Source organism: Nitratireductor aquibiodomus (genome assembly GCF_900105565.1).
GTDB lineage: Bacteria > Pseudomonadota > Alphaproteobacteria > Rhizobiales > Rhizobiaceae > Nitratireductor > Nitratireductor aquibiodomus.
This window is the reverse complement of record NZ_FNSL01000001.1, coordinates 3,238,478-3,252,309: the sequence shown is the minus strand read 5'-3', so window position 1 is coordinate 3,252,309 and position 13,832 is coordinate 3,238,478. Positions and strand designations below refer to the sequence as shown.

10 protein-coding genes are annotated in these 13,832 nt (G+C 62.9%); 4 read left to right on the top strand and 6 right to left on the bottom strand.

Features of this window, described 5'->3' with window-relative positions:
• The first annotated feature begins 28 nt into the window (after window positions 1-28).
• The 4 genes from BLW55_RS15385 to BLW55_RS15370 all read left to right on the top strand — a co-directional run bounded on the left by BLW55_RS15385 (window position 29) and on the right by BLW55_RS15370 (window position 3,756).
• Window positions 29-472 carry a MarR family winged helix-turn-helix transcriptional regulator gene (locus BLW55_RS15385; protein WP_007006911.1) on the top strand — a complete coding sequence of 148 codons (444 nt, stop codon included), beginning with the start codon at window positions 29-31 and terminating at the stop codon, window positions 470-472.
• Between the two features lie 141 nt (window positions 473-613).
• Window positions 614-1,576: a helix-turn-helix domain-containing protein gene (locus tag BLW55_RS15380; protein ID WP_090329378.1), complete on the top strand. Its 963-nt coding sequence runs from the start codon at window positions 614-616 to the stop codon at window positions 1,574-1,576.
• Window positions 1,577-1,737: 161 nt separating this feature from the next.
• Window positions 1,738-3,255: an aldehyde dehydrogenase gene (gene adh, locus BLW55_RS15375; RefSeq protein WP_090329377.1), complete on the top strand. Its 1,518-nt coding sequence runs from the start codon at window positions 1,738-1,740 to the stop codon at window positions 3,253-3,255.
• 156 nt (window positions 3,256-3,411) lie between these two features.
• Window positions 3,412-3,756, top strand: a complete 345-nt coding sequence (locus tag BLW55_RS15370; RefSeq protein ID WP_025029555.1) for a DUF779 domain-containing protein — start codon at window positions 3,412-3,414, stop codon at window positions 3,754-3,756.
• Between the two features lie 3 nt (window positions 3,757-3,759).
• Here BLW55_RS15370 and metH read toward each other — a convergent pair whose 3' ends face one another.
• The 6 genes from metH to BLW55_RS15340 form a co-directional block, all read right to left on the bottom strand.
• The gene (metH, locus tag BLW55_RS15365) at window positions 3,760-7,542 is read right to left on the bottom strand and encodes a methionine synthase (protein ID WP_090329376.1); all 3,783 of its coding nucleotides are present in this window, start codon (window positions 7,540-7,542) and stop codon (window positions 3,760-3,762) included.
• Window positions 7,543-7,676: 134 nt separating this feature from the next.
• Window positions 7,677-10,721, bottom strand: a complete 3,045-nt coding sequence (locus BLW55_RS15360) for an aminotransferase class III-fold pyridoxal phosphate-dependent enzyme (protein WP_090329375.1) — start codon at window positions 10,719-10,721, stop codon at window positions 7,677-7,679.
• A gap of 84 nt (window positions 10,722-10,805) precedes the next feature.
• A complete protein-coding gene (locus BLW55_RS15355; RefSeq protein WP_090329374.1) occupies window positions 10,806-11,441 on the bottom strand; it encodes a cysteine hydrolase family protein in 636 nt (211 codons plus the stop codon).
• 2 nt (window positions 11,442-11,443) lie between these two features.
• Window positions 11,444-12,226: an N-formylglutamate amidohydrolase gene (locus BLW55_RS15350; protein ID WP_090329373.1), complete on the bottom strand. Its 783-nt coding sequence runs from the start codon at window positions 12,224-12,226 to the stop codon at window positions 11,444-11,446.
• Window positions 12,223-13,116, bottom strand: coding sequence for a branched-chain amino acid ABC transporter permease (locus tag BLW55_RS15345; RefSeq protein ID WP_007006903.1), 894 nt, complete (start codon window positions 13,114-13,116; stop codon window positions 12,223-12,225). Before BLW55_RS15345 ends, BLW55_RS15350 begins: the two co-directional genes overlap by 4 nt.
• Window positions 13,116-13,832: an ABC transporter ATP-binding protein gene (locus tag BLW55_RS15340; protein ID WP_090329372.1), complete on the bottom strand. Its 717-nt coding sequence runs from the start codon at window positions 13,830-13,832 to the stop codon at window positions 13,116-13,118. Before BLW55_RS15340 ends, BLW55_RS15345 begins: the two co-directional genes overlap by 1 nt.

Genomic DNA, 13,832 nt, shown 5'->3' with positions numbered 1-13,832 from the left:
GACCTTTACGGATAAGGATGCGAGCCCGTTGGATCAACGTGACGTCAAATCGCTCGAAAGGCAGACCGCCCTTGCGCTCGAGCGCCTCGCCATAAAACTGGGGCAGTACCGTCCGGCCGAGGCGCGGACCCACCGGCTCAGCAACCAGCAGATCATCATCATGGCCGCGATTTTCGACAGGCCGGGATGCAATGTGAAAGCGATCACCGAAGAGACCGGCATGTTTCAATCGACGATCAGCCGCAGTCTGGAAGGGTTGATCGCGAGTGGACATGTCCGGCGCGGACGCTCAAATCTCGATTCCCGCATGACGGAGCTCCACCTGAGCGAGACAGGAAGCGACATACTGGCGGCAGTGCGCAACGAATGGCGCAGCCGCGTTTCCGCACTCCTGTCAGGCCTCCAGCCTGCCGACAGGCGTGCTGCGGCCGCGGGCATTGAACTGCTCTCAAAGGAGCTCGACCTCCAGTAGAGAGGCCCGGCAACGAGACCTGGTGTCATCAAAGGTCGTATTGACAGATCCGCTCCGGCAGAGAAACTTCACAAACGATCACCAATGAGCCCGGCAAAGGAAACGGCGTGGAGGACGCCAGCGGGGCATGGGAGGAACGCCATGGACGGACGTGGCCTGTCGTATCATGCTGACCGGGTTCTGGCCGCGGTGGAGTCGGATCGCGCTGCCAAATCGGCGCTTGTCGCTTCGTGGCAGCGTTCGTGTCGGCTGCACCGGCTCGACCCAGCCGAACGGCGGGGGCCCCAGCGCATTTCCGATATGGAACTGGCCGCCGCCCGCGCGCGGCTCGAACCGCTTCTTCGCTCCGCGCAAACCCCGCTCGACCAGCTCTTCCTCGCCGTCGGCAGCTCCGGCTGCTGCGTGGTTCTGGCCGACCGGCAGGGCATATTGATGGAGCGGCGCGGCACGCCGGGCGATGACGAGACCTTCCGCCAGTGGGGGCTTTGGACCGGCACGGTCTGGAGCGAGCAGAGCGAAGGCACCAATGGCATCGGCACCTGCCTTGTGGAGCGCCGCACGCTGACAATCCACCGCGACCAGCACTTCCACTCCCGCAACACGCTTCTCTCCTGCACCACCGCGCCCGTCTACGACCATGAGGGCCATCTAGCGGGCGCACTCGACGTTTCCTCCTGCCGCGCCGACCTGACCGAGGGCTTCGTCAGCCTCATCGCCACCGCAGCCGGTGACGCCGCCCGACGCATCGAAGCAGAAGCGTTTCGCCTCGCCTATCCGCAGGCGCGTATCATGCTCCTGCCGGCAACAGACCCCGCAGCTCTCATCGCGGTCGACAGCGATGATCTGGTGATCGGCGCAACCCGCTCGGCCCGCGCGCTTCTGGGCCTCCCACCCGGCCCGCTTGCCAATCCACTGCCCGCGTGCGACGTGCTGGGCGACCCGCAAACCGCGTCACCCGGCCTTGCAGGGGCCGAGCGCAGCGCCCTCCAGCGCGCGCTTGTCAGCGCCGGCGGCAATGTTTCCGAGGCCGCGCGCCAGCTCGGCATTTCCCGCGCCACGATGCATCGCAAGATGGCCAGGCTCGGCATCGGCCGCACCCATTGAAGCTTTCCGGGGAGACTTTCCGCAACGTTTCGATGCGTCACCTGTCGCAGATCTGAGACAGTTGACGCACGCCCCCGCGCCTCCCCCTCTGACGCACCGGGAAACCCGCGCCTACCCTTCCCTTCATGCCGCATGACGCGGTTTGAATTCGGGAGGATTTCATGAACAAGGTTGAATTCGCACGCAGCGCGAAAGCGCCCTTCGCCAAGCGTTATGACAATTTCATCGGCGGCGCATGGGTCGCGCCGAAATCCGGGCGCTATTTCGAAAACACCTCGCCGGTCACCGGCCAGCCGCTGGGCGAAATCGCACGCTCCGACGCAGCCGACGTGGAGCTGGCGCTCGACGCCGCCCACAAGGCCAAGGACGCCTGGGGCCGCACCAGCCCGGCCGAACGCGCCCTGATGCTCAACCGCATCGCCGACCGGATGGAAGAAAACCTCGAACTTCTGGCGCGCGCCGAAACCTGGGATAATGGCAAGCCGATCCGCGAGACGACCGCAGCCGACGTACCGCTGGCCATCGATCATTTCCGTTATTTTGCCGGCGTTCTTCGCAGCCAGGAAGGCTCCATCTCGCAGATCGACGATGATACGGTCGCCTATCATTTCCACGAGCCGCTGGGCGTGGTCGGCCAGATCATTCCGTGGAACTTCCCGCTTCTCATGGCCTGCTGGAAGCTCGCGCCCGCGCTTGCCGCCGGCAATTGCGTGGTGCTGAAGCCCGCCGAGCAGACCCCGGCGTCGATCATGCTCTGGGCCGATCTCATCGGCGACATCCTGCCGGAAGGCGTTCTGAACATCGTCAACGGTTTCGGCCTTGAAGCCGGCAAGCCGCTCGCTTCCTCCAGCAGGATCGCCAAAATCGCCTTCACCGGCGAGACCACCACCGGCCGGCTCATCATGCAGTACGCCAGCCAGAACCTGATTCCGGTCACGCTGGAGCTTGGCGGCAAGTCGCCCAACATCTTCTTCAAGGATGTCACCGCCGAGGACGACGACTTCTTTGACAAGGCCATTGAGGGCTTCGTCATGTTCGCGCTCAATCAGGGCGAGGTCTGCACCTGCCCCAGCCGCGCCCTCATCCATGAGGAGATCTATGACGCATTCATGGAGCGCGCCCTGAAGCGCGTGGAGCAGATCGTGCAGGGCGACCCGCTCGACCCGGCCACCATGATCGGCGCGCAGGCCTCTTCCGAGCAGCTTGAGAAAATCCTGAGCTATATCGATATCGGCAGGCAGGAAGGCGCAGAAGTGCTGACCGGCGGCGAGCAGGCGCATCTGCCCGGCGATCTGGCTGGCGGCTATTACGTCAAGCCGACGGTCTTCAAGGGCCACAACAAGATGCGCGTCTTTCAGGAAGAAATTTTCGGCCCCGTCGTGTCGGTCACGACCTTCAAGGACGATGCCGAGGCCATGGAAATCGCCAATGACACGCTCTATGGCCTGGGCGCTGGCATCTGGAGCCGCGATGCCAACCGGCTCTACCGGTTCGGCCGGGGCATTCAGGCAGGCCGCGTGTGGACCAATTGCTACCACGCCTATCCGGCCCATGCGGCCTTCGGCGGCTACAAGCAGTCCGGCATCGGCCGCGAGACGCACAAGATGATGCTCGATCACTACCAGCAGACCAAGAACATGCTGGTGAGCTACAGCCCCAAAAAGCTGGGCTTCTTCTGAGTTCAGGCGATACGGCGATCTGACCGACTCTCTACCGGTCAGACGTTACGAGATGCTTCTTCCCGTTCCGGGAAGAAGCTGCCCCGGCAGGCGGGAGGCTTTAGCCGCCAGCTTTCGGCCCCCGCCTGCCATCCTCCGAAAGGGTTGCGCATGTCCATAAACGACAAGGTTTCAGCAACGCCCGAAGCACGCGAGCTTCTTGCCGAGATCATCGCCGATCACGGCCCCGTCCTCTTTCATCAGTCGGGCGGCTGCTGCGACGGCTCTTCGCCCATGTGCTACCCGCGCGGTGATTTCATCGTCGGCGATCAGGATGTGCTTCTGGGCCATATCGGCGAGACGCCGGTTTTCATCAGCGCATCGCAGTTCGAGGCGTGGAAGCACACCGACCTGATCATCGACGTGGTGCCGGGGCGCGGCGGCATGTTCTCGCTCGACAACGGGCGGGAAAAGCGCTTCCTCACCCGCTCACGCGTCTGCGCCGCGCCCGTCCGCGAATAGGCGCTATTCGGCGGCCTGCGTGTAGGAGGCCGGCAGATAGTTGAGAACCGGCCCTATCCAGCGCTCCACCTCGGCCACATCCATGCCCTTGCGCGCCGCGTAATCTTCCACCTGGTCGCGCTCGACCTTGGCAACACCGAAATAATAGCTTTCTGGATGCGAAAGGTAGAGACCCGACACCGAGGAGCCCGGCCACATGGCCATGCTTTCGGTCAGTTCAACGCCCGCATTCTTCTCCGCATCCAGCAGCCTGAACAGCGTCACCTTCTCGGTGTGGTCGGGCTGTGCCGGATAGCCAGGAGCCGGGCGGATGCCGAGATACGGTTCCGCAATCAGCTCTTCAGGGGTGAAGTTTTCGTCGCCGGCATAGCCCCACAACTCCTTGCGGACCTTCTCATGCATGCGCTCGGCAAAGGCCTCCGCGAACCGGTCGGCCAGCGCCTTCACGAGGATCGAATTATAGTCGTCGTTTGCCCGCTCGAAACGCTCGGCAATTGCCACTTCCTCGATGCCTGCCGTCACCACGAACCCGCCGATCCAGTCCGGCTTGCCGCTGTCCGCCGGCGCAACGAAGTCCGAAAGCGCGACATTCGGCTTGTCGCCGCGCTTGGTGAGCTGCTGGCGCAGAGTGAAGAAGGATGCAAGTTCCTCCTTGCGCGTCTCATCGGTGAAAAGGCGCACATCGTCGCCCACCGCATTGGCCGGCCAGAACCCGACCACGGCGCGCGGCACAAACCATTTTTCGTCGATGATCTTTTTCAGCATCGACTGCGCGTCGGCAAAGAGTTGCCGCGCCGCCTCGCCCTGCTTCTCGTCCTCAAGAATTTTCGGGTAACGCCCCTTCAGTTCCCAGGTCTGGAAGAACGGCGTCCAGTCGATGTAGCGCGCCAATTCCTCGAGATCCCAACTCTCGAACACTTTCGTGCCGGTGAAAGCGGGCTGCGGCGGCGTGTAGTCCGCCCAGTCGATCCTGTGGGGATTGGCGCGCGCCCTGACGATCGGCAGACGCTGCTTCTCACGCTCGGAGCGCTCATGCGCCTCCGTCACCTTGCGATATTCCTCGCGCACATTGGCGACGTAACCGTCACGCGCTTCCGGCGAAAGCAGGTTCGAGACCACGCCCACCGCACGGCTTGCATCGTTCACGTGAACCGCCTGCCCGCGATCGTAGCTCGGGTGGATCTTCACCGCCGTGTGCACACGGCTGGTCGTCGCGCCGCCAATCAGAAGCGGAATGTCGAACCCTTCGCGCTCCATCTCGGCCGCTACATGCACCATCTCGTCCAGCGAGGGGGTAATGAGACCGGAAAGCCCGATAATGTCGACCTTCTCTTCGCGCGCGGTCTCGAGGATCTTCGCCGCCGGCACCATCACGCCCAGATCGACGATCTCGTAATTGTTGCAGGCGAGAACCACGCCGACGATGTTCTTGCCAATGTCGTGCACATCGCCCTTCACCGTGGCCATCAGGATCTTGCCGGCGCTCTGGCGCTCGCCGCCGCCATTGGCCTTCTTCTCCTCCTCCATATAGGGGAGCAGAACGGCCACGGCCTGCTTCATCACGCGGGCGGATTTCACCACCTGCGGCAGGAACATCTTGCCCGCGCCAAACAGGTCGCCGACCACATTCATGCCGGCCATGAGCGGCCCTTCGATCACATGCAGCGGGCGCTCGGCGTTCAGCCGTGCTTCCTCGGTGTCCGCGTCGATGTATTCCGTTATGCCGTTGACCAGCGCATGCTCCAGCCGCTTTTCGACCGGCAGCTCACGCCAGGAAAGATCTTTCTCCTTCGCCTCGCGCCCGCCGGTGCCGCGAAAGCGCTCGGCAATCTCCAGCATGCGCTCCGTTGCCGTGCCGCCGGCCTTCGGCGTGCGGTTCAGAACCACATCCTCGCAGGCCTCGCGCAACTCGGCATCGATGGCGTCATAGACGGCCAACTGACCGGCATTGACGATGCCCATGTCCATGCCCGCCTGAATGGCGTGATAGAGGAACACCGCGTGCATTGCCTCGCGCACGGGCTCATTGCCGCGGAACGAGAAGGAGAGGTTCGACACGCCGCCCGAGATATGGACATGCGGCAGGGTGCGAATGATCTCGCGCGTCGCCTCGATGAAGTCGACGCCGTAATTGTCGTGCTCCTCGATACCGGTCGCGATAGCGAACACATTCGGATCGAAGATGATGTCTTCGGGAGCGACACCGGCCTTCTCGGTCAGGAGCTTGTAGGCGCGGGTGCAGATTTCCACCTTGCGCGCCTCAGTGTCGGCCTGACCGGTTTCGTCAAAGGCCATCACGACCATTGCCGCGCCATACATGCGGCACAGATTGGCCTGATGCAGGAACGCTTCCTCGCCTTCCTTGAGCGAGATGGAGTTCACCACAGCCTTGCCCTGCACGCATTTCAGGCCGGCCTCGATCACCTCCCATTTGGAGGAGTCGATCATCACCGGCACCCGCGCGATGTCGGGTTCCGCCGCCACCAGGTTGAGGAACTCGATCATCGCCTTCTTTGAGTCGATCAGGCCCTCATCCATGTTGATGTCGATGATCTGCGCGCCGCCTTCCACCTGGTTGCGCGCGACATCCAGAGCGGTCGCGTAATCACCCGCGGTGATGAGCTTGCGGAACTTCGCCGAGCCCGTGACATTGGTGCGCTCGCCCACATTGACGAAGGGAATATCGTCGGTCAGCGTGAAGGGCTCAAGGCCCGAAAGACGCATCTGCGGCGCACGCTCGGGAATCTTGCGCGGCGGATGCTTCGCCACCGCGTCGCGGATCGCGGCAATGTGCTCCGGCGTCGAGCCGCAGCAGCCGCCGACCACGTTGATGAGCCCCTCGCGCGCGAATTCCTGGACCTGTGCGGCCATGGTTTCCGGGCTTTCGTCATACTGGCCGAAGGCGTTCGGAAGACCGGCATTCGGATAGGCGCAGATCAGCGTGTCGGCCACGCCCGAAAGCTCCGCCAGATGCGGGCGCATGGCCGCAGCACCCAGCGCGCAGTTCAGACCGATCGTGACCGGCTTGGCGTGCCGCACCGAATGCCAGAAGGCCGTCGGCGTCTGGCCGGAAAGCGTGCGTCCGGAAAGGTCGGTGATCGTGCCGGAGATCATTACCGGCAGGCGGATGCCCCGCTCTGCGAAGATTTCCTCGCATGCGAAGATCGCCGCCTTGGCGTTCAGCGTGTCGAAAATCGTCTCGATGAGAACCATATCCGCGCCGCCATCGAGCAGCCCGCGCAGCTGTTCGCCATAGGCAATGCGCAGATCGTCGAAGGTCACGGCACGGTAGCCGGGATTGTTCACGTCCGGCGAGATGGAAGCGGTGCGGTTGGTCGGCCCGAGTGCGCCTGCCACGAAGCGACGCACGCCATCCTTTTCTTCGGCACGCTTGGCCGCACGGCGGGCAAGCCGCGCGCCATCGCGGTTAAGCTCATAGACCATCTCCTCCATGCCGTAATCGGCCTGCGCGATGGTCGTGGAAGAGAAGGTGTTCGTCTCGAGAATGTCCGCGCCCGCCATCGCATAGCGGAAATGCTCTTCCTCGATAGCCTTGGGCTGCGTCAGGTTGAGCAGGTCGTTGTTGCCCTGCTGATGGCAGGCGCAGCCGATGAACCGGTCACCGCGAAAATGGTCCTCGTCGAAGCCGAGCACCTGAATCTGCGTGCCCATCGCGCCGTCGAGGATGAGAATACGCTCGCGCGCAGCCTTGTGCAGCGCGGCGAAGATTTCAGATCCATCCGGCTTTTCGCCGACGGGGCCAAACAGTTCATCGATAGACGACATACGCGACGCTTTTCATCCTTGAATTAAGTTGGGCCTGCATCACATAAAGATATCTTTATGTCAATATGCACGCCCCGACCATATCATGGATCAGCGTCGCGTTCACGCAGCGTTTCGTCCGGCCCCTGAAGGCCTCAGTCGGCCCGCGCCACTGCCTCGAAACTCTCTTCCAGAACGCCCAGCAGATGGTCCGCATTGGCTTTGGAGAAGATCATCGAAGGGCGCATCTTCAGCACATTGTCATAGGGGCCTTCGGTGCCCATCAGCACCCCGCGCGCCCGCGCCTCATTGCAGATCGCGCGCGCCGTCGCCGTGGCCGGAACCTTGGTCTCGCGGTCCTCCACCAGCTCGATGCCAAGGAACAGCCCCATGCCACGCACATCGCCGATCAGCGGATAGCGACGCTGAAGCTCAATGAAGCCTGCCTTGAGATAGGTGCCGATTTCCGCCGCATTCTCCCGCAGGCCGTCGCGCTCGATCGTGTCGATCACCGCAAGCCCCACCGCACAGGAGACGGGGTTGCCGCCGAACGTGTTGAAATACTCCATGCCGTTGTGAAAGCTTTCGGCGATCTCGCGCCGCACCACCAGCGCGCCCATGGGGTGACCATTGCCGATGGGCTTGCCCACCGTGGCGATGTCGGGCACCACGCCTTGCGTCTCGAATGCCCACCAATGGCTGCCGATGCGGCCAAAGCCCACCTGCACCTCATCAGCGATACAGAGGCCGCCTGCTGCCCGCACCATGCGATAGACCTCGTCCAGATAGCCTTCCGGCATGAAAACCTGGCCGGCCACGCTCGGGATGGATTCGGCGATGAAAAAGCCCGGAGCCTCGCCCTTAGCCGCCATCGTGTCGATCTGCTCGGCAACGCTTGCGGCAAACCGCTGCGCCATTTCCTCCTGCGACCAGTCGGCCGGCGCGCGATAGGCATCCGGCAGTTCGGCTACATGCACATGCGGCTTCGGTCCCTGCCCGCCCTTGCGGCGAAACTTGTAGGGGCTGAGGTCGACCAGCTCCTGCGTCGTGCCGTGATACGACCAGTCGAGAACGATGGCGTTCTCCCGGCCCGTATGCGCCCGCATCATGCGCAGCGCCAGGCTGTTTGCCTCCGAGCCCGAGTTGACGAAGGCCGCGATGGAGAGCTCCTCCGGCATGGTCGCCGTCAGCCGCTCCGCATAGGCGACGATGTTGTCGTGCAGATAGCGTGTGTTCGTATTGAGCGTCGCCGCCTGCCGCGCCAGCGCCTCCACCACCGCCGGATGGCAGTGGCCCAGATGGCAGACATTGTTGAAACAGTCGAGATAGGCGCGGCCACGGTCGTCAATGAGCCACACGCCCTCGCCCTTCACAAACTTGATCGGCTCCTCATAGGAAATCGACAGGTTCGGCAGAAGCAGCGACTGGCGCTTCTCCACGATCTCGGCCTTGGAAAGCCGGCCCGCATCCACCGCCACGAGCCCGGCAAAATCGCTCGCATCGGGGAAGAGCTCGCCCCATGTTTCCAGATAGCGCGTTTCGCCGACGCCCAGAATGTCGTCAGCGCTCATCGTCGTGTCGCAGGCAATCTGCAAATGCAGATGCGGCATCCAGCCGCCGTTTTCCTTCGGCCCACCCATATGGGCCAGAAACGCGCCCGCCTCGACCCGGTCGCCCACCTTCAGCCGGTCTGCAACCTCATGGGCAAGATGCCCCCATAGCGACAGGAAGGCCGGGCCATCTTCCGGCCTGTGCTCCAGCACCATCACCGCGCCATAGCCAAGCCGCGCGGCCTCCACGCCCACTTCCTTCACCATGCCTGCAAGCGGCGCATAAAGGGCTGCGCCCGCCGGCAGGAAAAGGTCGAGCCCCAGATGCCGTGTGCGGCGGGTGCCGGTGATCAGTCGGGATTCGAAAATCTCGCTCGTATAGACACCGCGCTCCTCCCCCCAGGGCCCAATGCCCAGAATGCGCCTTGCGTCGCCCACCGCTTCTTCCCAGAGCGCCTGCGCCTCGTCTGGCCGTTCCTCGGCGGAGGCGATGGCAATTGCATCGCTCCGGTCGCCAAGCGGCACATGGGCTGTCGGATAGCTCGCAGCCGGTCGCGAAAGCACCGGCGCGAAACGGCGGCGATTTTTCGCCAGCCAGCTTTTCACCCTGCGCGAACCCGCCATGGCCTCGAAACCGCTGGCATTGCGCAGGATGGCGGTGGCGAAACGCGGGTCCATGGCACCAAGCCGGCGCAGCAGCTCCCAGGCAGGCTTCTCGCTGACAGCAAGATAGGGATTGTCGGCCACTTCCGACTGGCGGCTGGCCGAGATCGTCACCGAGGTGACAAGCCGCATGGCAACGAGATCGAACAACAGGTCGACCTCTTCTTCACGCAACGGATACTGCGCATGAAAACCGGCCGCCAGCGCACCGATGGCGCCCAGCGGGTCGTCGCAGTCGAGCGCGCCATAGGCCCCGGCAATTGCCACCTCGCAGATCAGCGCGCTGTAAAGCGCATCCCCGAAATCGATCAGGCCGCAGATCTTCGTGTGATCCTCCGGATCGACCAGCACGTTCCAGTCATTGGCGTCATTGTGGATCACCCCACCGCGCAGACGCGAAAGCCGTGGCAGCACATCCGCCTCGAAGCGCGCGATGAAACGCTCCGCAAGCGCCCGGTCATCCGCATCGCGGATATGGTCAAGCCGCGCACGGCTGTTGCCGGCAAGGCGCAGATCCCAATCAAGCGCCCGCACGGCGCCCGGATGCATGAAACCCTTGAGTGCATTGTTGAAGCGGCCAAGCAGTTCGCCGAGGCTTTCCATGGCCGCTTCGCTGCGCGGCACTTCGGCAAGCGGCGTGCCCTCGATCCAGCTCACGAGCCGCAGCCGGTGCGTCGCACCGTTTGCGCCTTCGACAACCCCTAGCGCCTCGCCCTTTAGTGTGGGAAGAAGCTGCGGCACCGGCAGGTCAGGCGCAGCGGACTGGATATGCTGCAGGAGCGCCGTCTGGAAATCGCTCTCCTCGACCGGCTCAGCCGCATTGACGATCTTGAAGATGAACGCGCCTTCCGGCGTCTTCACCTTGAAATTCTGATCCCGTTCGCTTGCCAAAGCCGAGAACGCGCCCTCAATGCCATAGACATCCTTGAGGAGCCCTGCCGCCTCTTCCTCAGAAAAGCGCGGAACCGTGTCGAGAATTGCGGTCATGCTGAACCCTCCCGCGTGCCGTTTCCGGCCGTGTCATCCATGCAGCGATCTAGACCACTTCCGGGGTCGTTGGGAACTCCTGATCTAGGACAGTTCCGCGATCAGCTCTTCCGTCGTCACCTGCCGGCAATAGCCCTTGATGGTGCGCAGCGAGTTGTCGTGGCGCTCCTGGCTGTAGGTGAGGCAGGCGTCCGTCACCTGTGTCACCAGATAGCCCAGATCGCAGGCATCGCGAATGGCGCTCTCCACGCACTGATCGGTGATCAGCCCACAGATGATGAGCTGCTTCACACCCAGATTGCGAAGAATGTAGTCGATATGGGTCGAGACGAAGACCGAGGATGAGGATTTCGGCAGAACGATCTCGTCTTCGCCCGGCGCGATCTCGTCGATCACCTTGCCGTCCCACGAGCCCTTGGGCACATTGAAGCCCGTGATCTTGTAATCGAGGCTGCGGTCGCGACCGTCGAGCGTCAGGCTTTCGATTGTGGTGTACATCACCTCCACGCCGGCCTTGCGGCAGGTCGCCTGCAGCTTCTGCATGCGCGGGATCACCTCACCCTCAAGCCGGTCGAAATACCAGCCATATTTCTCGCTCAGCGTCTTTTCGTCGAGATCGACGAACTCGGCGCCATTCTTCTTGGCGCTGAAATTCTGCACATCCACATAGAGGATTGCCGCCTGAGCCGGCTCGATGGGAACGTTGCGCGTGAGTTCCATGTCTATAACTCCGTTACGAAGCGATGCACGACGGCGGCCATGAGCTTTGCCCATTCTGCCTGTCCCCCGGCATCTGCAATGAGGTCGTTGCGAATTTCAATGAGGCTGTGCGGCAGGCCGCTTTCTTCGCCGTGGCGTGGCACGAACCAGTCCGACTCATCATCGATCTGGTAGGGCTCGTTCATGCCAATAGTCAGGTTCGGCGCATTCTCCAGCACGAGTTGCCTCAGCCGCTCGGAGGTCGCTGTGTCCTTGCGATAAAGGAAACTGATTTCCCATGGCCGCTTTACGCCATCGCGAAGCTGCGGGTTGAAACTGTGGATCGACAGGATCGCCCGGCAATGCGGCTGGCTGCGCAATTCTTTCACGGCGGCATTGAACGGGTCGAAGATCTCCCGCCTACGCATCGCGCGCCCTTCTTGCGTCACGCCCCGGTTTCCCGGCACCGGCACACCATCGCTCACCTCCGGCATCGCATCGGGAGCTTCGGGCGGGCGGTTGCAGTCGATCACCAGTCGGCTGTAGCTCTGCATCACTGCGGTTGCGCCGATCCTGTCAGCGAGAAGCCGGGTAACTCCGGCAGCACCGATATCCCAGCCGATATGCGCATTGAGCGCATCCGCACTCAGCCCCAGGTCACCAAGCGCCTGCGGCACCGTCTTCCCTGCATGCTCGCAAACAAGCAGAACTGGGAGGGTGCTGTCCCCGTTGATGATCGTGACCGGATCCGGGTCGAGCGGTGACAGAAGCCGACCGCTTTCCCCGACAGATGTGTGAAGGCTCATACTTTCTCCGCCTTGAGGGCTGGCGACGGGATAAGGCCGTTCGGGCGGAAGATCAGCACAAGAACGACCAGGCAAAGGGCGATGGGATCGCGGAATTCCTGCATGCCGGACGGCAGGTAGGCGGCCAGATAGATTTCGATAAAACCCAGCAGGAAGCCGCCGGCCACGGCGCCACGCAGCGAGCCGAGCCCGCCAAGAATGGCCGCGATGAAGGCTTTCAGAACGGGCGTGAAGCCCATCAGCGGATCGACCGAGGCACGCTGGCTCACCCAGAGAACCGCTGCGACGCCGGCCAGAAAACCCGACAGCGCGAATGCGCCGGCAATCACCGTATTTGCGCGGATGCCCATAAGGCGCGCGACGGAGAAGTCTTCCGCCGCCGCCCGCATGGCAATGCCGATGCGGTGGTGCTTCATGAAGCGGTCGAGGAAGATCAGCATCACGATGGTGGTGACGATGGCGGCAATCTTGTTGACGCCGATCACAAGCCCGCCGAAACGCACGCTTTCAGACAGGATTTCCGGCACCAGAACAGCCTGCGAGCGGGCGGAAATGAAGTTCTGAAACAGAACCTGCAAGATCATCGACACCGCGAAACTCGTCACCAGCATGGTCGCGCCGGACGCGTTTCTGACCGGCCGGAAGGCAATGCGTTCCATGACGATTGCGGCCAGCACCGCAGCCGCAATGGCCAGAAGAATGGAAAACGCGAAAGGTACACCCGCCAGCCCGCAGGCCATCAGGATATAGCCGGCGATGGTCATCAGTTCGCCATGCGCAAAATTGATTAGCCCCATGGTGGAGAAGACCATGGCAAGGCCCAGCGCCAGCAGCGCATAGGTGCCGCCCAGTGCAAACGCATTGACGGTTTGCTGTAGAAACAGATCCATTAATCGGCCCCCAGATAGGCAGCTTGCAGCGTGTCGGAATTGCGCAGTTCGACGGCCGTGCCGGAGGCAGCGATGCGGCCGCTGGCCATCACGTATCCACGATCCGCGACCTCGAGCGCCATCGAGACGTTCTGCTCGACAACCACCATGGTCACCCCCTGCTTACGCAACACGGTGATCAGCTCGAAAACCTGCTCGACGATCTTCGGCGCGAGCCCCAGCGACGGTTCGTCAAGCAGTAAAAGACGCGGATTGCTCATCAACGCACGGCCAACGGCCAGCATCTGCTGCTGGCCGCCCGAAAGCGTTCCAGCAAACTGTTCACGACGCTCCCGCAGGATCGGAAAAAGGTCGAAGACCCGTTCCCAGGCCGTCTTGATCTCGACCTTGTCCCGCATGGAATAAGCGCCCATGAGCAGGTTTTCCTGCACGCTGAGCGTGCCGAAGACGCGCCGCCCCTCGGGCGACAGCGTCATGCCAAGGGAGGCGAAACGCTCCGACGCACTGCCGGTTACATCCTGCCCCCTGAAGGTGATCGTGCCTGCGCTGGCCGGTGCCAGACCGACCAGCGCATTGAGCGTCGAGGACTTGCCCGCGCCATTGGCGCCCAGCAGCGCGATGATTTCGCCTTCACGCACCTCCAGATCGATACCGCGCACCGCATTGACGGCACCGTATTGAACCTGAAGCGACTGGACTGTCAGTAGCGCAGACAC